This is a genomic window from Novosphingobium flavum (genome assembly GCF_014230315.1).
Taxonomy (GTDB): domain Bacteria; phylum Pseudomonadota; class Alphaproteobacteria; order Sphingomonadales; family Sphingomonadaceae; genus Novosphingobium; species Novosphingobium flavum.
On the sequence record NZ_JACLAW010000002.1, the window covers coordinates 236,845 to 258,764 of the forward strand.

Here is a 21,920-nt window from a genome sequence, read left to right on the forward strand (position 1 = left end):
GATCGCCCTGCCGCTCAACGCGCCGCGGCGGCGGCCGGTTTGGGATTCACCGTCTCGCCCGGCTGGAGGAAACCGCCGGCGCGCAGGACCACCCGCTCGCCGCCCGACAGGCCCGAGATCACGGCGATGCCGTCGGCGCTGACCGTGCCGGTCTTGACAGTGCGGCGTTCCACCTTGTTGCCGGGGCCGACGACGTAGACGAACGCGCCGTTTGCGTCCGACATCAGGGCGGATTCGGGCAGCTTGGGCGCGACCACCGTGCCGCTGGCGATCTCCACGCTGGCGAAGCCGCCCGGGCGCAGTTCGGGCGCATAGGCAAGCGCGACGCGCGCCGTGCCCTGGCGGGTGGCGGGATCGATCACCGGCGAGACCTGCCAGACCTGTCCAGTGAAGCTGCGGCTCGACCCGACCGGGGTGACCTTGGCCTGGATGCCCGGACTGAGCCCGGCGAGATCGGTTTCGGAAACCCGGGCGAGAATTTCCAGCTCGCCGCCCTTGGCGATGCGGAACAGCACGCCGCTGCCGGCGCCGACCACCTGCCCGCGCTCGACCCCGCGTTCGAGCACGAGACCGTCTTCCGGCGCGAGGATGTTGAGGCGGCCCGCCTGGGCGCGCAGCTGGCCGAGCTGGGCGCGGGCTACATTGACCTGGGCCACGGCGGCATCGCGCGTGGCGGTCAGCCGGTCGACGTCCGCGCGGGAGATGAAGCCGCGATCGACCAGCTTGAGGGCGCGGTCGAGATTGGCCTGGGCGAGACGGGCATTGGCGGCCGCGACCTCGACCTGGGCCGACTGGCTGGCCTGCTGCTGGACCTGGACCGAACGATCGACCACGGCGAGGACCTGGCCCCGGTGGACCCAATCCCCCGCCTCGACCCGGACATCGACCACCTGGCCGCCCTCGCCGACCGAACCGACCGGCATTTCGCGGCGGGCCGCAATGGTGCCGGTGACGTTGATGATCCCGGGAATCGTGGCACGGCCGGGCGTGATCACGCTGACCGTGGCGGCCTGGCGGGCCGTATCGGCCGCGCTGTCTTCATCCTCGCCGCGGTGGGCCCAGTAGTAGAGGCCGCCAAGCAGCAGGACCGCGACCAGCCCGGCGAGCCATGGCTTGCGGCGGGCACGGTCAGCCCACGAGGCGGCGACGGGCACTTCCTGCCCGATTCCGTCCGTCCCTATCCGCGCCTCGTAATTCATCGTCACACTCGCCCCGTCGGCCAGGCGGCGGCCGGGCCCAGTCCGTTCCGCGAAATCGCGGCACGGATCATTGCCCCGAACGCCTAGGCGCCGGGCCTTGCAGACATAGGCGCCGCACTGCGGCATGGCAATCCGCGCGTTCCTGCGTAGAGCCAAACCTTTGCGGTAACTGGGAAAGGCACGACCAGGCCGCCAAACGACAACGGCCGGGCCTTGCCGGCCCGGCCGTCCTGTGGCGCAGCGCGGGCGCCTGCCGCGCCGTGCTCAGTACTTGAGCTGGCGTTCGTAGAGATCGCGGTAATGCTGGATGCGGGTGACGCGGAGCCCCTGCATTCCCGAACGGTCCACCGCGCGCTGCCACGAGGCGAATTCCTCGAGCGTGAGGTTGTAGCGCTCGCAGGCTTCCTCGATTGTCAGCAGGCCGCCGTTCACGGCTGCGACGACTTCGGCCTTGCGGCGAACGACCCAGCGGGTGGTGGTGGGCGGCGGCAGCGAATCCAGCGTGAGCGGTTCGCCAAGCGGGCCGATGACCATGGCCGGTCGGATGTTCTGGTTCTCGATCATAGCATTCCTCGGTCACCGGGTGTGGGAGAAGCGGCGACGGGTTTCATGATGACCCGTTCGTCTTTGCCATTGGCCGAACAAACAGGGTTAACGACCGGTCGGCGCTCCCGGCAGGCATGAAGCACCGCTTCGCCCGAGGCGGCGAAGCCGCCGCCGGGGAGGAGCGATTCGCCCGACGCAGCCAGGGTATGGTGCAGTGCATGGATCGCGGAAAAGCGGGCGCGCAGGGCCATCCAGTCCGGATGGCGCGCTTCAAGGTCATCCGCCGCGATTTCGCCACGCACCACCGCAGAGCCGGCGAAAAGGCCGATTCGCGGCAGGGGTGCGGGGCCGCGGGGCCCTTCATCGAAGTCATATCCCATCTGCATGAGGGAGGTCATAACCCCGTTTGGTCAACGTCCCGTAAAGACGGGTTTTACCTGCCGGTCAGGATGGTTAATTTGCGGCAACACCACGGTTTTTGGCGATTCAGCTGGCCGCGTGTATGGGGCAGGTCATGGAAATGCCCTTAACCACTGCTGTTGGCGAAGACCTTGCCGCCCTGTTCCAGCTCGCTCCGGCGGCCGATGGAACCCTGGCCGGCAAGCGCATCGTCGTCGCCATGTCGGGCGGGGTGGACTCCTCGGTGGTGGCCGCGCTGGCGGCGCAGAGCGGGGCCGAGGTGATCGGCGTGACCCTGCAGCTCTATGACTACGGTGCCGCGACCGGACGCAAGGGCGCCTGCTGCGCCGGCGACGACATCCGCGACGCGCGGGCCGTGGCCGACCGGCTCGGCATTGCCCACTATGTGTTCGATCATGAGAGCGCCTTCCGCGAGGAAGTGGTCGAGCGCTTTGCCGACGATTACCTTGCCGGGCGCACCCCGATCCCCTGCATCCGCTGCAACATGGGGCCCAAGTTCACCGACCTTTTCGCCATGGCGCGCGAGCTCGGGGCCGATTGCCTTGCCACCGGGCACTATGTGCGGCGGGTGACGGGTCCGGCCGGGGCGGAGCTGCACCGCGCGCTCGATCCGGCGCGCGACCAGTCCTACTTCCTTTATGCCACGACCGAGGCGCAGCTGGACTTCCTGCGCTTTCCGCTGGGGGGCCTGCCCAAGAGCGCAGTACGCGAACTGGCGGCTGCGGCCGGGCTGAAGGTGGCCGCCAAGCCGGACAGCCAGGACATCTGTTTCGTGCCCGACGGCGACTATGCCAAGGTGGTGCGCGCCGTGCGGCCCGAGGGCGCGGCGGCGGGCGAGATCGTCCACGCGACGAGCGGCGAGGTGCTCGGCCACCACAAGGGCGTGATTCACTATACTGTCGGCCAGCGCCGGGGGCTGGAGATCGGCGGCCAGCCCGAACCGCTGTACGTGACCGGGATCGACGCGCCGGCGCGCCGGGTACTGGTCGGCCCGCGCAGCCTGCTGGCAGTGAGCGCGGCGCGGCTGACCGAGACCAACCGAATCGGCCCGCTGCCTGACGCCCCGCTGCTGGCCAAGGTCCGCTCGCTGGCGAAGCCGGTGCCGGTGACGCTGGAGGGTCCGCTCGGCGAGGGGACGGAGACGGTGATCCGCTTTGCCAGCCCGGAATATGGCGTGGCGCCGGGGCAGGCGGCCGTGCTCTATGCCGGGGAACGGGTGATCGGCGGCGGCTGGATCGAGGAAACCAGCGCGGCCTGAGGGCGGCCGGCGCTCAGCCGCGCCACGGCTCCAGCACGCATCCCTGCCCTTCGCGGAAGGTCGCGGTCTGGCTGGCGAAGAAGGGGACGCGCGCGGTGACCGCACGGGCATCCTCGTCCTCGCTCAGCATGACCATGGCCATGCCCGGCTCGAAATCGCCCCGGCAGTCGGACAAGGCGCGGCCCGCGACATAGCGGCACGAACAGGCGATCCGCGCCCCGAACGCGCTTCCGGCCAGCGCGGTCTGACGCAGCGGCACCCAGTAGAGCGCGCCGACCAGCAGGGCGGCGAGCAGGGCAGCAACGGTCAGCCGCCGGCTCCATTTCCGGTTTCCCTTGCCCTGACCAGTGGATCGGTTTTGCTTTGCAGTTGCCATCGGCGCTCGTTCTTCGCATGACCTCGCGCGCCTCCATCATCCCGTCCGGACAAATGCCGCCGCGCCACCTGCCTCTTATCCTTGCGCTTGCCGCCCTGCCAGCCCTTGCCGCCTGTTCGGGCGGCGGGGCGGCGGATAAGCCGCTGAGCGATCAGGCCATGGCCGCGGTTGTCGCCGATCCGGGGATCGCGCGCGAGCCATTGGCGCGGGCGGTGGACGAACTGTTTGCCGATTCGAAGGCCGGGGAAACGCGGGGGCTGGTCGTCGTCTATGCCGGCAAAGTCGTGGCGCAGCGCTACGGCGCGGGCTTTACCGCCGACACGCGGCAGATCGGCTGGTCGATGGCCAAGACCGTGACCGGCGTGCTCACCGGCCTGCTGGTGGCAGACGGACGGCTGCGCCTGGACGAGAGCGTGCCGATCCCGGCATGGCAGCGCAGCGGCGATCCGCGCGGGGAAATCACCCTGCGCCAACTGCTGCAGATGCGCTCGGGCCTGAGGCACAGCGAGCGCGCGCCGCGCCGGGCCGAGAGCGACCAGGTGCGGATGCTGTTCACCGACGGCCGCGACGACATGGCCGCCTATGCCGAGGCCCAGCCGCTCGAGGCCGAGCCCGGGCGGACCTGGAAGTATTCGAGCGCGACCAGCGTGATCCTCGCCGACGTGGCCGCCCGGGTCCTTGCCGAAGGGGCCGATCCGGCGCGGCGGCGGCAGGTCGTGGCCGACTATCTCAAGGCCCGGCTGTTCGCGCCGCTGGGGATGAGGTCGATGACCGCCGAGTTCGACGCGGGCGGGACTTTCATCGGTTCCTCCATGGTCTGGGCGACGGCGCGGGACTGGGCGCGCTTCGGCGAATTCCTGCGCAGCGGCGGGGCCGTGGCGGGGGCGCAGATCCTGCCGCGCGGCTGGGTGGAGTTCATGACCACGCCCGCACCGCGCAATCCGGGCTATGGCGGGCAGCTCTGGCTCAACCGCCCGCAGGCGAATGGCGAGACCGTGCTCCTGCCCGGCCGGGCGCCGCAGAGCCTGTTCGGCATGGTCGGCCACGCCGGGCAATATGTGCTGGTCTCGCCCGCCCAGAAGCTGACCGTGGTACGGCTGGGCGAAAGCCGCGAGGACGAGGTGCCCGCCGTGCGCGACCACCTTGCCGCGATCGTGGGGCTTTTCCCCGCTCGTTGAGTCATTGTCGGGGTGCGCCCTCGAGATCCATCGAGGGCTTGCGGCACCGGCCCGCGCGAGGTCACGCCATCAGGCGAGACCGCTGCACGCACCTAACGCGCCAGCACGTTGGTGCTGGCCAGCCCCCCATCGACGTGGCCTTCGGGATCGGGGTGGATCAGGATCTCGATCCCCGGAAATTCGGCGAGGATCTTTTCCTCGATCTCGTCCATCACGTCGTGGGCCTGCGAGACGGTCATCTTGCCATCGACCCAGACGTGGAACTGGACGAAGTCGCGGTTGCCCGCCGTTCGGGTGCGCAGGTCGTGGACCCCGCGCAGTTCGGGATGGCGGGCGATGACCGCGATGAAGCGGTCCTTCTTTTCCTGCGGCCATTCACGGTCCATCAGGTTGTCGATCGCGTCCTGCGAGGCGCCCCAGGCGCCCCAGCCGAGCCAGCCGGCGATGGCGAGGCCGAACAGCGGATCGGCACCCTTGACGTCGAGATACTGGTCGAGCGCGAGGGCGGCGATCACCGCGAGGTTCAGCATCAAGTCCGACTGGTAATGGACATGGTCGGTCGAGATCGCGAGGCTGTTCGTCCGGGCGATGACGTGGCGCTGCCAGACGAGCAGGGCGACGGTCGCCACCATGGCCACGGCCGAGACCGCGATGCCCTCGCCCGCAGCTTCCGTGCGCGCGCCGGCGATCAGTTCCTGGACCGAGTGGAAGGCGAGCGTCAGCGCCGAGATCGAGATCAGCACGACCTGGAACATGGCCGCCAGCGCCTCGGCCTTGCCGTGGCCGAAGCGGTGATCATCATCGGCCGGGTGCGCCGCGATCCACACTCCGGCGAGGGTGGCGAGGCTGGCGACGAGATCGAGCGTGGTATCGGCAAGGCTGCCGAGCATCGCCGCGGATCCGGTCGTCCAGGCGGCCCAGCCCTTGAGACCCAGCAGCAGCGCGGCGACGGCGATGCTGGCGAAGGCCGCGCTGCGGTTGAGCGCGGCGTTATCGGCGGCGGAGGGCGTCATCGGCGCGCTCATGGATAGAGCAGCGTGCTGGTCCAGCCGCCGGGCGCGGCGGCATCGCGGACATAGCGGCGGCGTTCGTGGAGGCGGTGCTCGCGGTCCTGCCAAAACTCGATCGCGGTGGGGACGCAGCGAAAACCGAACCAGTGGCGCGGACGCTCGACCTCATTGCCGGCGAAGCGGGCCTCGACCTCGGCAAAGCGGGCGAGGAAGGTTTCGCGGCTTTCGAGCGGGGCAGACTGGTCGGACGCGACCGCGCCGAGCTGGCTGTCACGCGAGCGGCTGGCGAAATAGGCGTCGGCGGTTTCTTCGCTGACACGCTCCACCGCGCCCTCGATGCGGATTTGGCGGCGCAGGCTCTTCCAGTGGAACAGCAGGGCGCAGTGCGGATTGGCGATCAGTTCGCCGCCCTTGCGGCTGCGCGAATTGGTATAGAACACGAAGCCATCCGGGCCGTGACCCTTGAGCAGGACCATGCGTACCGAGGGCAGGCCGCTCGGCGTGGCCGTGGCGAGGGCCATGGCGTTTGAATCGTTGGGCTCGGTTCCGCGCGCTTCGTTGTACCACGCATCGAACAGGGCGAAGGGATCGCCATGAGCGAGGGGAGCGGCTGCCGGTTCAGGTTGCAACGGATTTTCCTGACGAAGTTGACACAGTTGACACTGCCCAGGGGTTGGAAAATCCTTTCCCGGACAGGCGGCGGCCTCGGCCCCGTCCATAGCGGCGCGCGGGCGAGTAGGAAAGGCACCACGCGTTCCGCGCCCTTGTGCCGGCCCGATCTGGCGCCTAGCTAGGGGCCATGGCAGACCCATATGTGACCCTGGGGGTGGCTCGCGGCGCGAGCGAGAAGGACATCAAGTCCGCCTATCGCAAGCTCGCCAAGGAGCTTCACCCCGACCGCAACCAGGACAATCCCAAGGCGGCCGAGCGCTTCGCCCAGGTGACCCAGGCCTATGACCTCCTGTCCGACAAGGACAAGCGCGCCCGCTTCGACCGCGGCGAGATCGATGCCGACGGCAATCCGGCCAGCCCATTCGGCGCGGGCGGGTTTGGCGGCGGGCCGTTCGGCGGGGCGGGCCAGCGCGGCTTCGGCGGCGGGGGCGGCGGGGCCGGTTTCGGCGCCGGCCACGAGGGCCCGGACCTGTCCGACCTGTTCGAGGGCCTGTTCGGCGGGCGCGGTGGCGGCATGGGGGGCGGCATGGGCGGCGGGCGACGCCACGCGCCCAAGGGCGCCAACGTGCAGTATCGCCTCAAGGTCTCGCTGACCGATGCGGCGACCCGTGCGGCGCAGCGCATTACCCTTGGCGACGGCAAGACCATCGACCTCAAGCTGCCCGCGGGCGTCGAGGACGGCACCCAGATGCGGCTGGCTGGAAAGGGCGAGCCGGGGCCGGGCGGGGCGGGCGATGCCATCGTGGTGATCGAGATCCAGCACCATCCCCATTTCCGCCAGGACGGCGACAACCTGCGGCTCGACCTGCCGGTGACGCTCGCCGAGGCGGTGAACGGGGCCAAGGTGAAGGTGCCGACCGCCGACGGCGCGGTGATGCTGACCGTGGCGCCGGGCTCTTCCAGCGGCAGGACGCTCAGGCTCAAGGAAAAGGGCATGAGCCGCAAGGACGGCAGCCGGGGCGACCAGTTGGTGACGCTGCAGATCGACCTGCCCGACCTTGACGGGACCGCCGGGGCGGAACTGATCCGGCGGCTTGACGGTTGGCAGGACGAACGCAATCCGCGCGCCCGGCTCGGGGTGTAGAGCCTGATGGCACGGCAACCGGGCAGGACCGCCTGAATGGAAGAACGGCCGATCGTCGGCGCCGGGGCAGCCGACCAACAGACCCTGCTCGACCCGCCCGACCTTTCGCCCGAGGCGCGCCGCCGCCATGCCCAGCGCTGGCAACAGGGGCTCGAGCCGGTCACCCGCAGCGAGGTCGCCGGGCACCGCGACTGGCACGCCCATGTGCGGCAGGTGCTGGGCCGGACCCTGGCCGGGGTGTGGAACGACGGCTTCATCCATGCCGGGAACCTCGCCTATACCGCCGTGGTCGCGCTGTTTCCGTTCTTCATCCTCGCCGCCGCGGTCTTTTCCGCGATCGGCGAGAAGGCCGACCGCGCCGCTTCGATCAACGCCTTCCTGCTGGCCGTGCCGCCCGCCGTGGCCAAGGCAATCGCCCCGGTGGCGCGCGACGTGATCGAGGCGCGGACCGGCTGGCTGCTGTGGATCGGCGGCGTGGTGGGCATATGGTCGGTCGGCAGCCTGGTCGAGACGATCCGCGACGTGCTGCGCCGGGCCTATGGCACGAAGCAGACCCATGCCTTCTGGCGCTATCGCCTGCTCTCGACCGGGATCACCTTTGCCGCCGTGATCCTGCTGCTGCTCTCGCTGATGGCGCAGGTGACGATCGGCGCGGTGGAAACGGCGATCTATGCCTGGTTTCCCCGGCTCGACCCGATCGCGGGCGAAGTGGCGATGACCCGGCTGATCCCCGCAGGGGTCTTGTTCGCCTCGCTCTACCTGCTGTTCCTTTCGCTCACCCCCTCGCAATACCGCAAGCGGGCCTATCCCAAGTGGCCCGGCGCGCTGTTCGTGACGGTGTGGTGGGTGCTGGTGCTGATGGCCCTGCCCTGGGCGATCCGCCACCTGTTCAACTACGATGCGACCTATGGCAGCCTTGCCGGCGTGATGATCACGCTTTTCTTTTTCTGGCTGGTGGGCTTAGGGATGGTATTCGGAGCCGAGCTCAATGCAGCCCTGGCTGAAACACCGGAGGAACGCGACATGATCGGGCAAGCGGATGACCGCAACCGGCAGTCGCGGATGAGGAACGGCGGAGTACGGACGGAATGACAGGATTGATGGCAGGCAAGCGCGGGCTGATCATGGGCCTTGCCAACGACAAGTCGCTGGCCTGGGGCATCGCGCAGAAGCTGGCGGAGCAGGGGGCGGAACTCGCCTTTTCCTTTCAGGGCGAAGCGCTGGAGAAGCGGGTGCGCCCGCTGGCGGCATCGCTGGGCAGCGATTTCCTGATCGAGTGCGACGTGTCGAGCATGCCGGCGCTCGATTCGGCTTTCGACATCCTGAAGGCACGCTGGCCGACGATCGACTTCATCGTCCACGCGATCGGCTATTCCGACAAGAACCAGCTGCGCGGGCACTATTACGACACCACGCTCGACAACTTCCTGATGACGATGAACATCTCGGCCTACAGCCTCGTTGCCGTCACCCAGCGGGCGATCCCGATGATGTCGGCGGGCGGATCGATCCTGACCCTGACCTACTACGGCGCGGAAAAGGTCGTGCCGCACTACAACGTGATGGGCGTGGCCAAGGCGGCGCTGGAAACCAGCGTGAAGTATCTCGCCAACGACTGCGGGCCGCTCGGCATCCGGGTCAACGCGATCTCGGCCGGGCCGATCAAGACCCTCGCCGCCAGCGGGATCGGCGATTTCCGCTATATCCTCAAGTGGAACGAGCTGAACTCGCCGCTGCGCCGCAACGTGACCATCGAAGACGTGGGCGGGGCCGGGCTCTACTTGCTCTCCGACCTCTCCAGCGGGGTGACCGGCGAGACTCACCATGTCGACGCGGGCTATCATCTCGTGGGCATGAAGCAGGAAGATGCGCCGGATATCGCGCTAAGCTGATTTTCCGCGACGCGGTTTCAGATCAAGGATCAATGCAGGGGTTAACGCCCCTGCACCCCGTTCGATCTTCCGGCGATGGGGCCGTGCGGGCGCACGACTTGCGCGCCACGGGCGCGCCGTGAGACGGTATGGGGTCCGGGGACCTGGCCCCGGATTCATCGTTTTATCCTATTCATTTAGCCGATCCCAGCCGGCCCGTTTCGGGACAGGTTTTGGGTGCCTGTGCATAAGTGAAGGCCCGGGGCAGACATGCCACCGGGCCTTCGGGTAGGTCTCCCGACGGAACGCGTTCGATGGAGGCAGCCATGCACGACGTTCCGCCGGAAGTCCGGCTGGCGGCGCGGTGAGGCGCCGCCCGGAAACTCAACTCAGCCGACGGCCGAAAGCCTTGCGGACGAAGCGTCCACGGCCTTCGGCTGGTCGGGCCAGATACCCCGCGTGTCGTAGACGATCTTGCCGAGCCGTTCGGTCAGCGGGATCGACCTGAACAGGTCGTGGTCGACCAGGACGATCAGGATCTCGCAGCGCTCGAGCGCGGTATCGATGTCGATCAGCCCGACCGGGGTATCGCGGTACTCAACCGGAAGTTCCGAAATGAACGGTTCGACGATCGAGATGCGATCCGCATAGCGCCGCGTCAAGGTGGAGGCAACGAGGCGCGCGGGGCTTTCCCGGAAATCGTCGATGTTAGCCTTGAAGGCGAGGCCGAGGCAGGCGACCTGCGCTTCGGGATGGGCCGCGAGCAGGGCATCGGCCCGGGCGATAACGTGGTGGATCTTGCTGTCATTCACCCCGCGCGCGGTGCGGATCAGCGGGGTTTCCTCGGGCGCGCCGTGGACGATGAACCACGGGTCAACCGCGATGCAATGGCCGCCGACGCCGGGTCCGGGGGTGAGGATGTTGACCCGCGGATGGCGGTTGGCGAGGCGAATCACCTCCCACACGTCGAGGCCCATTCGGTCGGCGATGATCGACAGTTCGTTGGCGAAGGCGATGTTGACGTCGCGGTAGGCGTTCTCGACCAGCTTGGTCATTTCCGCGGCGCGGCTGTCGGTGGTGACGCAGGCGCCCTTGACGAAAAGCTTGTAGAACGCGAGCGCGCGGCGGGCGCAGCGCGGGGTGATGCCGCCGATCGAGCGGTCGTTGCCGGCCAGTTCCTCGAGAATGCGGCCGGGAAGGACGCGCTCGGGGCAGTAGGCGATGGAGACGTCGGGCGTGTCGGACACGAGGCCGGGGAAGCGCAGGTCGGGCCGGGCCTCGGCCATCAGGTCGCGCAATTGCTCGGTCGTGCCGACCGGCGAGGTCGATTCGAGGATCACCGTGTCGCCGGGCTTGAGCACCGGGGCGACGGCGCGGCCGGCTTCCATCACGTAGGTGAGGTCGGGCGCGTGGTTCTTGTCGAACGGGGTGGGCACGGCGATGACGAAGACGTCGGCCGGTTCGATCCGGGTGGAAGCGGTGAGCAGGCCGCGCGAGACGACATTGTGGACGAGCCCGTCGAGATCGGCTTCCTCGATGTGGATTTCGCCGCGATTGATCGTCTCGACCACCTCGCGGCTGACGTCGACCCCGCGCACGCGGCAGCCGGCGCGGGCAACGATCGCGGCGGTGGGAAGTCCGATGTAACCCAGCCCGACGACACAGACTTCGGGCTTATTGTCCTGCTTCATTCGCCACGTGCTCCACGATCCGGGCGCTGGCCTGGCCATCCCCGAAGGGGTTGTGAGCGCGGGCCATCGCTTCGTAGGCCGCCTTATCGTCGAGCAGGGTAAATATTTCGGTAACGATACGGCCCTCGTCGGTGCCGACGAGGCGCGCGGTGCCGGCAGCGACCCCCTCGGGGCGCTCGGTGGTCTCGCGCATGACGAGGACCGGCTTGCCCAGCGCGGGCGCCTCTTCCTGCACCCCGCCCGAATCGGTCAGCATGATTTCGGCAAGGCCGAGCAGGCGGGCGAAATGCGGATAGTCGAGTGGGGCGATCAGCGCCACGTTAGGCAGGCCGGCCAGCGCCGCGTCCATCACCGCGCGGACATTGGGGTTGGGGTGGACCGGGAAGATCACCGCGACATCGGGCCGCTGGGCAATGCGGGCGACGGCGCGGGCGATGGCTTCCAGCCCGCCGCCGAAATTCTCGCGCCGGTGGCTGGTGACGCCGATCACCCGCTTGCCGGCGAAGCGCGCTTCGAGTTCGCCGAGACCCGCGACGAGCAGCGGCTGCTCGGCAATGCGGTCCGTCACCCAGTGCAGCGCATCTATCACCGTGTTGCCGGTGACGTGGACCCGCGCGGGATCGACGTTCTCGCGCAGCAGCGCCCCGGCCGCGGTCTCGGTCGGGGCGAAGTGCAGGCTGGCGAGCGAGCCGATGATCTTGCGGTTCACCTCCTCCGGCCAAGGATGGTGGATGTTGCCCGAGCGCAGCCCCGCCTCGACATGGTCGACCGGGAGCTTGCGATAGTAGGCGGCGAGCGCGCCGGCCATGGCCGTGGCCGTATCACCCTGGACCATCACCCGGTCCGGCTTCACCGCGTCCATCACCCCGCCAAGGCCGGTGAGCAGGGCCGCAGTCAGCCCGTCGAGCGTCTGGCCCGGGCGCATCAGGTCGAGATCGTGATCCGGCACGATCCCGGCGATCGAGAGCACCTGATCGAGCATGTCGCGGTGCTGGGCCGAGACGCAGGTGACGCATTCGAACCGGGGATCAGCCTTGAGCGCGGCAATCACCGGGAACAGCTTGATCGCCTCGGGCCGGGTGCCGAAAATGACGAGGATGCGAGTGCGCGTGGTCATGGCGAGCGCGATAGCACGCACAGGTTAAGGGGCGCTAACCGCCTTGGCGGGCGCAATTTCGTCCGCAAAGCGGAATAATTTTCTGGAAGAACAGAAGGATGAAGCCCTGGGGCCATCGCCCCAGACCCCTTTAATTGGCTTACTCAGCGGGCTCATGCGGCATGGCATAAGCGGGAGAGGCTGACAGTAATGGGGTGCAGGGGTTTTGACCCCTGCATAATCCCTTGTTCTTCCGAGATTCTTGGTCCGCTTCGCGGGAAGAAAAAGCGGCAATCCCGATTTCAGGGCTTCGCGGCGGCTTCCTGTTGGGCGCGGGCGGCCTGTTCGCGCTCGACCTGTTCGACGCGGGCCTGGGTGGCGGCGGCGTCGGCGTCGACCGTAGCGGCGCGCTTGGCTCGTTCCTGCGAGATCAGCTCGGCAAAGCCGGGTTCGCTTTCCTGCTTCTTTTCGGCGTAGGCCGCGTCGATCATCTTCTGGGTGCAGCCGACCGAGCCGCCCGGGCCGACCGGCGAACACGACTTGGTGCCGGCGGCGCCGACGGTTTCGTAAGCGAGGACCTTGCTGTTCCAGGCTTCCGAGTGGGTCGAGTTTTCCTCCCGCAGGACGGGCGGGATACGGTAGCGCTCGCTTTCGGCCTTGCGCGCGCAGACGGTGATTTCGCCGCCGGTCGAGGCCGGGCAGGGATCATCGCCGTAGACGATCACGGTGTTGACCTTCTCACCGGCCGCGTCCTGCGCCTGGGCGGGGGCGGCGAGGCCCGAAAGGGCCGCGAGGGCGACGAGCGGAAGGGCAGTAAAGGCGCGCATGGGGAAGGCTCCCGGTCTGGACTGAATGCAACATAGGCCCGTCTGGGCTTGAACGGTAGATGAAGCTTGCGGTTTCCCTCCGCCTTGGGAGAGATCAAGAAACGCGGCGATTTTTGACGCGATCAGATCCGCTCGGACAGGCGAATGGCGAGGCGGCAGCCGAGGCGGATCGCGCCGGAGAGCAGCGGGTAGGCCGGGGCCTGTTCCGCGCCGGCGGCAATGGCCGCCTCCTTGTGCTCGCGCTCCTCGTCGCGGAATTTCTCGATCAGGGCGCCGAGTTCGGGATCGTCGCCGCCCAGTTCCTCGAGCTGCTCGGTGTAGTGGCGGTCGATCTCGGTCTCGATCGCGGCGGTGCAGGCCATGGCGGCTTCGGGACCCATCAGCGCCGTGGCCGCGCCGAGCGCGAAGCCGGCGACGGACCACAGCGGCTGCAGCGCGGTGGGGCGCACGCCGCGCTGCGCCAGCAGGCGGTCGAAGGTGGCGCGGTGCTCGGCCTCCTGCGCGGCCATGCGGGCAACTTCCTGCGAGTGCGGCGCGCGATCACCCATCACCGCGAGCTGGCCGGCGTAGATCCGCACGGCGCCATATTCGCCGGCCTGGTCGACGCGCAGCATGCGGGCGGAGCGGGCCTTGCTCATCTCAGGATTCCTTGGCCGAGCGCCGCAGCAGGGCGGCAACCAGCAGGGCGCCGCCGAGCGAGATGGCGAAGTTGAAGCCCGCCAGCGAGATCCCGAACAGGGTCCACTGCGCCTGGTCGCATGAGACCAGCGGGGCCTTGTTCATGATCGCATCGAGCGGGTCGCCGCTGCCGCCGAGCTGGACCGCGCTGGTGCAGGTGGTGAAGCCTTCCCACCAGCCATATTCGACCCCGGCGTGATAGCCGCCGATCAGGCCGGAGACGGCGATGGCGAGGGCCGCGAGGGCGATGGGCCAGCGCGCTTTCGGCAGGGCGAAGGCAAGGAGCGCGAAGGGCAGGGCGGCGAAATGGGCATAGCGCTGCCACCAGCACATCTCGCAGGGGAACAGGCCGAAACCATATTGCGAGGTATAGGCGCCGCCGAGCAGGGCAGCGGGAACGAGCAGGGCCAGCAGGCGGGCCCGGGACAGGTCAGGCGCCATGTTACTTCGCCTTGGTCGCCGGCATGGGGCTGGGCATGCCCGCCGTGCGCCGAATCGTGTTCAGCGCGTACCACAGCTGGAAATCGTCGATCCCCTTGGTCTTGAGCTCCTCGGCGGTCCACTTGAAGCGCGGATCGGGCTGCTTGTCGTTTTCCAGCTGTTTGTCGTCGAGATCGACCTCGTTGACGAGGTGGCCGCGCAGGTCGCTCTCGCGGAAGGCGAGGGCCGAGCGCTTGCGCTGGTCGGGGTCGGAGATCTGCGGCACGCGGATGTCGGGCTCGATCCCGCCTTCCTGCACCGAGCGGCCCGAGGGCGTGTAGTAGCGCGCCGTGGTGAGCTTGACCGCGTGAGTCTTGTCGAGGCGGATCAGGCTCTGCACCGAGCCCTTGCCGAAGGTCCGCTCGCCCATGATCAGGGCGCGGTGCTGGTCCTGCAGCGCGCCGGCGACGATTTCGGAGGCCGAGGCCGAGCCGGCATCGACCAGCACGATGATCGGCAGGCCCTTGGCCGCATCGCCCTTGAACGGGGTTTGCTCGGCCCGGTAATACTCGTTTTCGCTGGCATTGCGGCCGCGCTGCGAGACGATGTCGCCCGAGGAAAGGAACAGGTCCGACAGGAGCACGGCCTCGTCAAGCGAGCCGCCGGGGTTCTGGCGCAGATCGAGGATCAGCCCGGCGAGCTTGCCGCCCGACTGGCGCTTGAGCGTGGCCAGGCCCTGGTTGACGTAGCTGCCGACCTCGGCCGAGAATTCGTTGACCGAGATGACCCCGACATTGTCGACCAGCTTGGAGGTAACCGGCTCGAGGCTGATCACGCCGCGGGTGACCGTGGCGTCGAACGGCTCGTCGCGCCCCGGACGGTAGATCGTGAGGCGGATCGAGGTGCCGGCGGGGCCGCGCATCCGGCCGACCGATTCGTCGAGATCGAGGCCATAGATCAGCTTGCCGTCGAGGTGGGTGATATAGTCCCCCGCCTTGACCCCGGCCTTTTCCGCCGGGCTGCCGCGCATCGGGGCGACGACCTTGACCGCGCCGTCATCGGCCACGACCGAGAGGCCAAGGCCCGAATAGTTGCCCTCGATCATCGTATCGAGGCGCTGCAGGCTCGACCCTTCGAGATAGGATGAGTGCGGATCAAGCGAGGTCAGCATCCCGTCGATCGCGCCCTTGATCAGCTTGTCGTCGTCCACCGGCTCGACATAGTTGGCCTTGATCAGCTGGTAGACCGTGAACAGGCGGCCAAACTCCGGCCCGGCGCGGCCATCGACCGCAGCAAGGCCAGCCGTGGTGGCCGGCAGCAGCGCGACAGTGGTGAGCAGGACGGCGGCACGGGAGAGGGAACGCAAGTTCATCAGGTTTGTCAGCGCCTTTCGCGCGGGAGTTCGCCCCCCGGTTGTATAGCGGGCGCGCGATGAATGCCAGATGGCGGGGCGAGAAGGATTAATTCCGGTCAGAACTTCGCGAAATCGAGCGGGTTGACCGGCTGCCCGTCCTGGCGAAGCTCGAAATTGACCACCGGGCGTCCCTGCCCCGCCGTACCGAGCGGGGAGCCGGCGACGACCGTGTCGCCCACGGAGACGCCGAGCACGGCGAGGCCGGTGACGAGGCTGGTCCAGCCCTGTCCGTGATCGACGATGACGATCTGGCCATAGCCCCGGTAGGGCCCGGCGAAGGCGATGCGGCCGGGCGCGGCGGCGACGGCCTGGGCGCCAGGGCCGGCCGCGATCGAGACGCCGCGCGAGCGGGGGGCGCCATTGAGGGTTTCCGGGGTCTGCATCCCCTGCTGCGCCTCGCCGAAACCGGCGACGATGCGGCCCTGCACCGGGAGGACGAAAGCGGGCCGGGGATGGGCGGCGAGGACCGGCGGTTCGGGCGGGAGCACCGGCAGGGCCGCGGCGCCGGGAACGGCCGGGCGCATGACCGGGCCGGGCAGGGCGGCAAGCTGGTCGCGCAGCTTGCCGGCTTCGCCGAGCCGGTCTGCGAGGGCGCCGAGATCGCGGGCCTGCTCGGCCAAGGCCAGGGCGCGTTCGGCCTCGCGGTCGGCCACGCCGGCCGATTGGCGGGCGGCGAGGCGCTGGCGGGTTTCGGTTTCGGCCAAGGCGGCGCGGCGCTGGCCGAGATCGGCAGTCTCGGCGCTGAGGGCGGTGACTTCGCGTTCGGCAGCGGCGCGCAGGAGCCGGGCGCGGTCAAGCTCGCCGCGCAGGCCGCGCGTGCGGCGGGCAACCTCGGGCAGGATCGTGGCCATGACCGCGCGGACGTGCATGGTGTCGCGCACCGAGCCGGGGCGGAACAGGGTGAGGAGGAGTGGGCGCCGGGCGAGGCGCTGGAGCCCGGCGGTGAGGCGCAACAAGGGTTGCTGGCGCGCGGCGATGCGGGCGGCGATCGCGTCCTGCTGGCGGTCGATCAGGAGAATCGCGGCGCGGCGGGCGGCGATGGCAGCCTCGGCCTGCTGGATGCGGGCGGCGGCGGCGGCGGCCTCGGCGGCGCTCTTTTCGGCGGCGGCCCCGGCGGCGGCGGCCTGAAGTTCGAGTTGCTCGGCGCGGGTGCGGGCGGCATCGCCTTGGCTGCGCGCCTCCGAAAGAGCGCGGCGGGCGTCACCGGCGCTGGTCAGGGCAGCTTCCTCCTGCGCGCTGCCAAGCGCGGACCAGCCGAGCGCCAGCGCGCCGGTGGCGGCCAGGACGGCAAGGGCGAGAGCGGGCGCGCGGCGCATCGGCGCCTTATCCCGAACGGTGGTAGGGATGGCCAGCGAGAATGCTGGTGGCGCGCCACAGCTGTTCGGCGAGCATGGCGCGGGCCAGCATGTGCGGCCAGGTCATGGCGCCGAAGGCGATGAGGAGATCGGCCTCCGCGCGGCGCTGATCGCCGTGGCCGTCGGCCGCGCCGATCAGGAAGCGCGCCTCGCGCACCCCGTCGTCGCGCCAGCGGCCGAGCAGGGCGGCGAATTCCTCGGATGGCAGGTTGCGGCCGCGCTCATCCAGCAGGACATCGCGCGAGGGGGTGAGCGGAGCGGGAATCGCGCCGCCGATGTCAGGCAATTCGGTGATCTTCACCGGCCAGGCAATGCGCTTGAGGTAGCGGTCGACCAGCTCGCTTTCAGGCGAGCGGCCGATCTTGCCGCGAACGATAAGGTGGAGGCGCATGACAGGCTTCTAGAGGCAAGTGGCCGCGCGGGGAATCCCCAGCCTCGCCCGGTACCGGCGCGCTCCCCCGGCCCGGTCACCTACGGTAGAATCTGGGTGGCCGGGCCGGGGGAGCGGGCCGGCACCGCAAGCCCCTGACGGATGTCAGGGGCGCACAAAACTCACGATGCGGCGGCGACGGCGCCGTCGAAGGCCCACATCCGCTCGAGGTTGTAGAAGCTGCGCACTTCCGGGCGGAACAGGTGGACGACCACGTCTCCGGCGTCGATCAGCACCCAGTCAGCCGCGGGCAGACCCTCGATCCGGGCATTGCCGAAGCCGCCGTGCTTGATCCGCTCGGCCAGTTTCTGCGCCATGGCGGCGACCTGGCGGGTCGAACGGCCCGAAGCGATCACCATGTGGTCGGCGATCGCGGTCTTGCCTTCGAGCGGGATGGAAACAATTTCCTGGGCCTGGTCATCGTCAAGCGATTGCAGGACCAGCGCATGCAGCGAACCGGGAACCGAGGGCGGCAGAGGTGCCGAAGCGGGGTTGCCGGGCTGCGGGGTTGATAGGTCGGTCATCTAGGTTCGTTGTGCTCCTTCGCACAGACGCGGGCATGAGCCGAAACGCTCTGACAAGAGACAGGTTTCATGGGGTCGGCTCGATCGGGCGGAAGGTGACGGGATCCCGCTGGCGTGATGCCGGCAGGCGGCTGGCCCAGTCCGGATCGGCGCGGCGCAAGGCCGTTGCCGAACGGGGATCGGGGTCAAATCGCAGGATCACCAGCGCGGGTGCGCTCCATTCTGCCCGGTTGCGGAAACTGGCGAGAGACCGCCGGTAACGGCCAAGCCAGGCCATCGCGGGGCTCGCGAAGGCAGCGGCATCATAACCCGGACGGGCGATTACGGCAATCGGCACTGTGCGGGCGATCTCGCGCCACGCTTTCCAGCGGTGGAACTGGGCCAGATTGTCGCTTCCCATCAGCCAGACGAAGCGCCGTTTGGGATAGCGGCGGACGAGGCCGCGCAGGGTGTCGAGCGTGTAGCGGGTGCCGAGCGCGCGCTCGATCGCGGTGGCGCGGATCGGGGCGCGGCGCGACTGGTGCCGAGCCGAGGCGAGGCGCGCAGGCAGCGGGGCCATGCCCTTGGCGGGCTTGAGCGGATTGCCGGGCGAGACCAGCCACCACGCCTCATCCAGCCCGAGCGCGGCGAGCGCGGCGAGGGTGATGCGGCGGTGGCCGCCGTGCGCCGGGTTGAAGCTGCCCCCCAGAAGCCCGGTGAGGATCGTTGGCCGATTCAGGGCCGGGTCTGCCCCGTGCCGCGCACCTGCCACTTGTAGGTGGTCAGCCCCTCGAGCGCGACCGGGCCGCGCGCGTGAAGCCGACCGGTGGCGATGCCGATCTCGGCGCCGAGGCCGAACTCGCCGCCATCGGCGAACTGGGTGGAGGCATTGACCATGACGATCGCCGAATCGACCTGATTGAGGAAGCGCTCGGCGACTTGCGAATCGGCGGTGACGATCGCGTCGGTATGGGCCGAAGAGTGCGCGGCGATATGGGCCAGCGCGGCATCGAGCCCGTCGACCACGGCGACCGAGAGGATCGCGTCAAGGTATTCGGTGTCCCAGTCATTGGCCGAGGCCGGCTTGATCCGGGGATCGAGCGCCTGGGCGCGGGCATCGCCGCGCAGTTCGCAGCCCGCATCGAGCAGGGCCGCGACTACGCCATGCGAACCGGGGAAGGCGGCGTCGAGCAGGAGGGTTTCCATCGAGCCGCAAATGCCGGTGCGGCGCATCTTGGCGTTGAGCGCGATCTCGCGCGCCATGGCCGGATCGGCCGCGGCGTGGAGGTAAGTGTGGCAGATCCCGTCAAGGTGCGCGAGCACGGGCACCCGCGCATCGGCCTGGACGCGGGCGACGAGGCTCTTGCCGCCGCGCGGGACGATCATGTCGATCAGGCCCGCCGCCGTGAGCATCGCGCCGACCACGGCGCGGTCCTGCGTGGGGACGAGCTGGACCGCTTCGGCCGGGGCGCCGGCCGCGGCGAGGCCCGCGGCAAAGGCGGCCATGATCGCGCGGTTGGAATGGACCGCCTCGCTGCCGCCGCGCAGCAGGGCGGCATTGCCCGAGCGCAGGCACAGGGCGGCGGCATCGGCGGTGACGTTGGGGCGGCTTTCGTAAATGATCCCGATCAGGCCGATCGGCACCCGCACCCGGCTGAGGGCAAGACCGTTGGGGCGCATCGACCGGTCGATCACCTGGCCGACCGGATCGGGGAGGCCCGCCACCTGGTCGACCGCGTCAGCGATTCCGGCGAGGCGCGCGGGATCGAGCCGCAGCCGGTCGAGCATGGCGCCGGTGAGGCCGTTCGCCTCGCCCGCCGCGACGTCGAGCGCATTGGCGGCGAGAATCTCCGGCTCGGCCGCGCGCAGGGCGGCGGCGGCGGAGCACAGGGCGGCAGCCTTCTCGCCGTCGGTCAGGCCGGCAAGTTCGCGCTGCGCAGCGCGGCCGGCGCGGGCGAGGCGGTGAACCAGCGCTTCGGCGGATTCGGCGGCGCTCTCGGTGAGGGGGTGGACAGCGGCAGTCATGGGGCGGGCGCCTATCATTATCGGGGCGGATTGTCAGCAAGCGACTCTGCCGACAGGGGAATGTGGGGACGACCTACCCGGTTGCGCAATGGTTCCAACGGTTCGTCGCGCGACTCTTTCGATTCAACCCGAGTCTGGCGGCACGGATTCGATTCATCGCCGCTGCCCTGCTAGCGGCTGCGCCCGGACGGGTCTTCGAGATCGGGAAAATAGGGGTCGCTTGGTGCAATCAAACCGGGCTGCGCTGCAAGCGCGGCTGCGGAGCTGGTTTCCGGATCGCGAATTCTTCATGCGATCGGAAGGGCAGGTCCGTTTTATCCGCATTTCCGCGAAGACGCAGATGCGCGCCGCCGGCGTTGCCGCCGCGCTGCTCGTCGCCTGGCTCGGCACCATGGCCTGGGTCGGCGTCGCCTCGGTGATCGCCTCGTTCCAGCACGAAGACCTGCTTGACCGCGAGGCCAAAGTGGCCAGCGCGGAAAGCCGCGTCGCCGCCTATCGCGGCAATATCGACAAGGTGGCCGACGACCTCCAGCGCCGCCAGGATTTCATCTCGAAGATGGTCGAGGCCCATGTGGGCGATCTGCCCGCTGCCACCAAGGCCGGGGAAACCGTCTCCGATTCGGCGGGCGAGGCGAAGAAAACCGTCGACAAGGTCAGCGCCGCCGTGCCCGAGGCCGCGCCGCTGGCCCGGATCGAGGCGCGCCAGCTCGCCTTCGTCGAGGCGCTGACCCGCATGGCCGACCGCCGCTCCGCCGCGGCCGAGACCGCGCTGCGCAAGTTCGGCCTCGATCCGCGCCGGGTTCTTGCCGAAGTGCGCGACGAGAGCGCCATGGGCGGCCCGGCCATGCCGCTGTCCACCTCGGCCGACGGTTCGCTCGACCCGCGCTTTGCCCGTCTCGGCGCTTCGGCTTCCGCAGCAATCCGTTCGGCGGCGGCGGCGGCGAGTTCCACCCCGGGCTCGACTTCAAGGGCCCCTACGGCGCCCCGATCTATGCCGCCGCAAAGGGCCGGGTCAGCTTCGTCGGCCAGCGCTCGGGCTATGGCAACTGCGTCGAGGTCGATCACGGCAACGGCCTCGTCACGCGCTATGCCCACATGTCGGCCTTCCGCACCAAAGTTGGCACACGGGTTGAACCGGGCCAGCTGATCGGCCAGATCGGCAGCACCGGCCGCTCGACCGGGCCGCACCTGCATTTCGAAGTCCGCATCAACGATCGCGCGATCAACCCGCGCCCCTTCCTGGAGGTCGCCCCGCATGTTCTCGAAGAAGCCCGAAGCCCAGCACGCACCTCGGACCCACACACCGCAAACAGGGGGTAATACCATGGCCGGATCGACCTTCTCGGTGCTTGGCGCCGACCTTTCCATCAAGGGCGACATCACCGCCCGCGCCGACCTCCACATCGACGGCACGGTGGACGGCGACATCACCTGCTCCGACCTCGTCCAGGGCGAGGCGAGCACGATCATCGGCGGCGTGACCGCCGAGAGCGCCCGCCTTGCTGGCACGATTCGCGGCTCGGTCAACGCCGCCACGCTGGTGATCCTCAAGACCGCGCGGATCGACGGCGACGTGACCTACGACGCCCTGACCATCGAGCAGGGCGCCCGCGTTGACGGCCGCCTGACGCCGCGCGCCTCGGCCGAACCGAAGCTCAGCGTGGCTGGCGGGACCGAGGCCTGAGGCTTTCCCTCGAAACGGGTTAAGAAAAGTTCTCTAAGAACAATGACTTACGCAGGGGCTAACACCCCTGCACCCTTTGCCGTCTCCCGGCGATGGGTCAATGTGAGGGGGAGCCTTGTACGCCGAGGCCGCGCCGGAAGACGTTACGGGGTCTGGGGCCCTTGGCCCCAGGATCAACGTCCC

The 21,920-nt window shown here is 69.2% G+C and carries 24 protein-coding genes and 1 pseudogene; 8 read left to right on the forward strand and 17 right to left on the reverse strand.

The window, feature by feature from the left end:
- Positions 1 to 14: 14 nt before the first annotated feature.
- The 3 genes from H7F51_RS03025 to H7F51_RS03035 all read right to left on the reverse strand — a co-directional run bounded on the left by H7F51_RS03025 (position 15) and on the right by H7F51_RS03035 (position 2,131).
- On the reverse strand, positions 15 to 1,199 hold the full coding sequence (locus tag H7F51_RS03025; protein WP_185662942.1) for an efflux RND transporter periplasmic adaptor subunit: 1,185 nt from the start codon (positions 1,197 to 1,199) through the stop codon (positions 15 to 17).
- A gap of 264 nt (positions 1,200 to 1,463) precedes the next feature.
- The gene (gene sciP, locus H7F51_RS03030) at positions 1,464 to 1,763 is read right to left on the reverse strand and encodes a CtrA inhibitor SciP (protein ID WP_185662735.1); all 300 of its coding nucleotides are present in this window, start codon (positions 1,761 to 1,763) and stop codon (positions 1,464 to 1,466) included.
- Entirely contained in the window at positions 1,760 to 2,131 is a 372-nt protein-coding gene (locus H7F51_RS03035; RefSeq protein WP_185662736.1) for a hypothetical protein, read from the reverse strand. The genes sciP and H7F51_RS03035 overlap by 4 nt, the downstream gene beginning before the upstream one ends.
- A gap of 134 nt (positions 2,132 to 2,265) precedes the next feature.
- On the opposite strand from H7F51_RS03035, the gene mnmA reads away from it, so the two are divergent.
- Entirely contained in the window at positions 2,266 to 3,423 is a 1,158-nt protein-coding gene (gene mnmA / locus H7F51_RS03040) for a tRNA 2-thiouridine(34) synthase MnmA (protein WP_185662943.1), read from the forward strand.
- 13 nt (positions 3,424 to 3,436) lie between these two features.
- Here mnmA and H7F51_RS03045 read toward each other — a convergent pair whose 3' ends face one another.
- Positions 3,437 to 3,799 (reverse strand): hypothetical protein, encoded by a 363-nt coding sequence (locus tag H7F51_RS03045; protein WP_246447686.1) that lies wholly within the window; start codon positions 3,797 to 3,799, stop codon positions 3,437 to 3,439.
- Between the two features lie 17 nt (positions 3,800 to 3,816).
- On the opposite strand from H7F51_RS03045, the gene H7F51_RS03050 reads away from it, so the two are divergent.
- On the forward strand, positions 3,817 to 4,977 hold the full coding sequence (locus tag H7F51_RS03050) for a serine hydrolase domain-containing protein (protein ID WP_246447688.1): 1,161 nt from the start codon (positions 3,817 to 3,819) through the stop codon (positions 4,975 to 4,977).
- 92 nt (positions 4,978 to 5,069) lie between these two features.
- Here H7F51_RS03050 and H7F51_RS03055 read toward each other — a convergent pair whose 3' ends face one another.
- Together H7F51_RS03055 and pdxH are read right to left on the reverse strand one after the other, a co-directional pair.
- Positions 5,070 to 5,990 carry a cation diffusion facilitator family transporter gene (locus tag H7F51_RS03055; protein WP_185662737.1) on the reverse strand — a complete coding sequence of 307 codons (921 nt, stop codon included), beginning with the start codon at positions 5,988 to 5,990 and terminating at the stop codon, positions 5,070 to 5,072.
- Positions 5,991 to 5,998: 8 nt separating this feature from the next.
- Positions 5,999 to 6,616 carry a pyridoxamine 5'-phosphate oxidase gene (pdxH, locus tag H7F51_RS03060; protein WP_246447690.1) on the reverse strand — a complete coding sequence of 206 codons (618 nt, stop codon included), beginning with the start codon at positions 6,614 to 6,616 and terminating at the stop codon, positions 5,999 to 6,001.
- 170 nt (positions 6,617 to 6,786) lie between these two features.
- On the opposite strand from pdxH, the gene H7F51_RS03065 reads away from it, so the two are divergent.
- The 3 genes from H7F51_RS03065 to fabI are packed head-to-tail and all read left to right on the forward strand — an operon-like array spanning position 6,787 to position 9,635.
- Complete coding sequence (locus tag H7F51_RS03065; RefSeq protein WP_185662739.1) at positions 6,787 to 7,743, forward strand: DnaJ C-terminal domain-containing protein; 957 nt, start codon at positions 6,787 to 6,789, stop codon at positions 7,741 to 7,743.
- A gap of 36 nt (positions 7,744 to 7,779) precedes the next feature.
- Positions 7,780 to 8,835 (forward strand): YihY/virulence factor BrkB family protein, encoded by a 1,056-nt coding sequence (locus H7F51_RS03070; protein WP_185662740.1) that lies wholly within the window; start codon positions 7,780 to 7,782, stop codon positions 8,833 to 8,835.
- Positions 8,832 to 9,635, forward strand: a complete 804-nt coding sequence (gene fabI, locus H7F51_RS03075; RefSeq protein WP_185662741.1) for an enoyl-ACP reductase FabI — start codon at positions 8,832 to 8,834, stop codon at positions 9,633 to 9,635. The genes H7F51_RS03070 and fabI overlap by 4 nt, the downstream gene beginning before the upstream one ends.
- 368 nt (positions 9,636 to 10,003) lie before the next feature.
- Here fabI and wecC read toward each other — a convergent pair whose 3' ends face one another.
- The 11 genes from wecC to H7F51_RS03130 form a co-directional block, all read right to left on the reverse strand.
- Complete coding sequence (gene wecC / locus H7F51_RS03080) at positions 10,004 to 11,305, reverse strand: UDP-N-acetyl-D-mannosamine dehydrogenase (protein ID WP_185662742.1); 1,302 nt, start codon at positions 11,303 to 11,305, stop codon at positions 10,004 to 10,006.
- Positions 11,289 to 12,422, reverse strand: a complete 1,134-nt coding sequence (wecB, locus tag H7F51_RS03085; RefSeq protein WP_185662743.1) for a non-hydrolyzing UDP-N-acetylglucosamine 2-epimerase — start codon at positions 12,420 to 12,422, stop codon at positions 11,289 to 11,291. Before wecB ends, wecC begins: the two co-directional genes overlap by 17 nt.
- A 281-nt stretch (positions 12,423 to 12,703) precedes the next feature.
- Entirely contained in the window at positions 12,704 to 13,228 is a 525-nt protein-coding gene (locus tag H7F51_RS03090; RefSeq protein WP_185662744.1) for a hypothetical protein, read from the reverse strand.
- A gap of 122 nt (positions 13,229 to 13,350) precedes the next feature.
- Positions 13,351 to 13,866: a demethoxyubiquinone hydroxylase family protein gene (locus H7F51_RS03095; protein WP_185662745.1), complete on the reverse strand. Its 516-nt coding sequence runs from the start codon at positions 13,864 to 13,866 to the stop codon at positions 13,351 to 13,353.
- Between the two features lies 1 nt (position 13,867).
- Entirely contained in the window at positions 13,868 to 14,347 is a 480-nt protein-coding gene (locus H7F51_RS03100) for a disulfide bond formation protein B (RefSeq protein WP_185662746.1), read from the reverse strand.
- A gap of 1 nt (position 14,348) precedes the next feature.
- Positions 14,349 to 15,698 (reverse strand): S41 family peptidase, encoded by a 1,350-nt coding sequence (locus tag H7F51_RS03105; protein ID WP_185662747.1) that lies wholly within the window; start codon positions 15,696 to 15,698, stop codon positions 14,349 to 14,351.
- Between the two features lie 98 nt (positions 15,699 to 15,796).
- Complete coding sequence (locus tag H7F51_RS03110; RefSeq protein ID WP_185662748.1) at positions 15,797 to 17,056, reverse strand: murein hydrolase activator EnvC family protein; 1,260 nt, start codon at positions 17,054 to 17,056, stop codon at positions 15,797 to 15,799.
- Between the two features lie 7 nt (positions 17,057 to 17,063).
- Positions 17,064 to 17,486, reverse strand: coding sequence for a 23S rRNA (pseudouridine(1915)-N(3))-methyltransferase RlmH (locus H7F51_RS03115; RefSeq protein ID WP_185662749.1), 423 nt, complete (start codon positions 17,484 to 17,486; stop codon positions 17,064 to 17,066).
- A gap of 161 nt (positions 17,487 to 17,647) precedes the next feature.
- Positions 17,648 to 18,049 (reverse strand): ribosome silencing factor, encoded by a 402-nt coding sequence (rsfS, locus tag H7F51_RS03120; protein ID WP_185662750.1) that lies wholly within the window; start codon positions 18,047 to 18,049, stop codon positions 17,648 to 17,650.
- A 67-nt stretch (positions 18,050 to 18,116) separates the two neighbouring features.
- Positions 18,117 to 18,800, reverse strand: a complete 684-nt coding sequence (locus H7F51_RS03125) for a nicotinate-nucleotide adenylyltransferase (protein WP_185662751.1) — start codon at positions 18,798 to 18,800, stop codon at positions 18,117 to 18,119.
- Positions 18,764 to 20,053, reverse strand: coding sequence for a glutamate-5-semialdehyde dehydrogenase (locus H7F51_RS03130; protein ID WP_185662752.1), 1,290 nt, complete (start codon positions 20,051 to 20,053; stop codon positions 18,764 to 18,766). The genes H7F51_RS03125 and H7F51_RS03130 overlap by 37 nt, the downstream gene beginning before the upstream one ends.
- Positions 20,054 to 20,342: 289 nt before the next feature.
- On the opposite strand from H7F51_RS03130, the pseudogene H7F51_RS18990 reads away from it, so the two are divergent.
- The 3 genes and pseudogenes from H7F51_RS18990 to H7F51_RS03140 form a co-directional block, all read left to right on the forward strand.
- Positions 20,343 to 20,435, forward strand: a pseudogene (locus H7F51_RS18990) (hypothetical protein); the annotation flags it as partial.
- Positions 20,436 to 21,040: 605 nt separating this feature from the next.
- Positions 21,041 to 21,373, forward strand: coding sequence for a M23 family metallopeptidase (locus H7F51_RS18860; RefSeq protein WP_343061196.1), 333 nt, complete (start codon positions 21,041 to 21,043; stop codon positions 21,371 to 21,373).
- A 4-nt stretch (positions 21,374 to 21,377) separates the two neighbouring features.
- The gene (locus tag H7F51_RS03140; RefSeq protein ID WP_185662753.1) at positions 21,378 to 21,737 is read left to right on the forward strand and encodes a bactofilin family protein; all 360 of its coding nucleotides are present in this window, start codon (positions 21,378 to 21,380) and stop codon (positions 21,735 to 21,737) included.
- Positions 21,738 to 21,920 lie beyond the last annotated feature (183 nt).

Excerpts from the sequence above, each read along its gene's own strand:
- H7F51_RS03025 (WP_185662942.1), bottom strand. The coding sequence starts at position 1,199 with ATGAATTACGAGGCGCGGATAGGGACGGACGGAATCGGGCAGGAAGTG.
- sciP (WP_185662735.1), bottom strand. The coding sequence starts at position 1,763 with ATGATCGAGAACCAGAACATCCGACCGGCCATGGTCATCGGCCCGCTT.
- H7F51_RS03035 (WP_185662736.1), bottom strand. The coding sequence starts at position 2,131 with ATGCAGATGGGATATGACTTCGATGAAGGGCCCCGCGGCCCCGCACCC.
- mnmA (WP_185662943.1), top strand. The coding sequence starts at position 2,266 with ATGCCCTTAACCACTGCTGTTGGCGAAGACCTTGCCGCCCTGTTCCAG.
- H7F51_RS03045 (WP_246447686.1), bottom strand. The coding sequence starts at position 3,799 with ATGGCAACTGCAAAGCAAAACCGATCCACTGGTCAGGGCAAGGGAAAC.
- H7F51_RS03050 (WP_246447688.1), top strand. The coding sequence starts at position 3,817 with ATGACCTCGCGCGCCTCCATCATCCCGTCCGGACAAATGCCGCCGCGC.
- H7F51_RS03055 (WP_185662737.1), bottom strand. The coding sequence starts at position 5,990 with ATGACGCCCTCCGCCGCCGATAACGCCGCGCTCAACCGCAGCGCGGCC.
- H7F51_RS03065 (WP_185662739.1), top strand. The coding sequence starts at position 6,787 with ATGGCAGACCCATATGTGACCCTGGGGGTGGCTCGCGGCGCGAGCGAG.
- H7F51_RS03070 (WP_185662740.1), top strand. The coding sequence starts at position 7,780 with ATGGAAGAACGGCCGATCGTCGGCGCCGGGGCAGCCGACCAACAGACC.
- fabI (WP_185662741.1), top strand. The coding sequence starts at position 8,832 with ATGACAGGATTGATGGCAGGCAAGCGCGGGCTGATCATGGGCCTTGCC.
- wecC (WP_185662742.1), bottom strand. The coding sequence starts at position 11,305 with ATGAAGCAGGACAATAAGCCCGAAGTCTGTGTCGTCGGGCTGGGTTAC.
- wecB (WP_185662743.1), bottom strand. The coding sequence starts at position 12,422 with ATGACCACGCGCACTCGCATCCTCGTCATTTTCGGCACCCGGCCCGAG.
- H7F51_RS03090 (WP_185662744.1), bottom strand. The coding sequence starts at position 13,228 with ATGCGCGCCTTTACTGCCCTTCCGCTCGTCGCCCTCGCGGCCCTTTCG.
- H7F51_RS03095 (WP_185662745.1), bottom strand. The coding sequence starts at position 13,866 with ATGAGCAAGGCCCGCTCCGCCCGCATGCTGCGCGTCGACCAGGCCGGC.
- H7F51_RS03100 (WP_185662746.1), bottom strand. The coding sequence starts at position 14,347 with ATGGCGCCTGACCTGTCCCGGGCCCGCCTGCTGGCCCTGCTCGTTCCC.
- H7F51_RS03105 (WP_185662747.1), bottom strand. The coding sequence starts at position 15,698 with ATGAACTTGCGTTCCCTCTCCCGTGCCGCCGTCCTGCTCACCACTGTC.
- H7F51_RS03110 (WP_185662748.1), bottom strand. The coding sequence starts at position 17,056 with ATGCGCCGCGCGCCCGCTCTCGCCCTTGCCGTCCTGGCCGCCACCGGC.
- H7F51_RS03115 (WP_185662749.1), bottom strand. The coding sequence starts at position 17,486 with ATGCGCCTCCACCTTATCGTTCGCGGCAAGATCGGCCGCTCGCCTGAA.
- rsfS (WP_185662750.1), bottom strand. The coding sequence starts at position 18,049 with ATGACCGACCTATCAACCCCGCAGCCCGGCAACCCCGCTTCGGCACCT.
- H7F51_RS03130 (WP_185662752.1), bottom strand. The coding sequence starts at position 20,053 with ATGACTGCCGCTGTCCACCCCCTCACCGAGAGCGCCGCCGAATCCGCC.
- H7F51_RS03140 (WP_185662753.1), top strand. The coding sequence starts at position 21,378 with ATGGCCGGATCGACCTTCTCGGTGCTTGGCGCCGACCTTTCCATCAAG.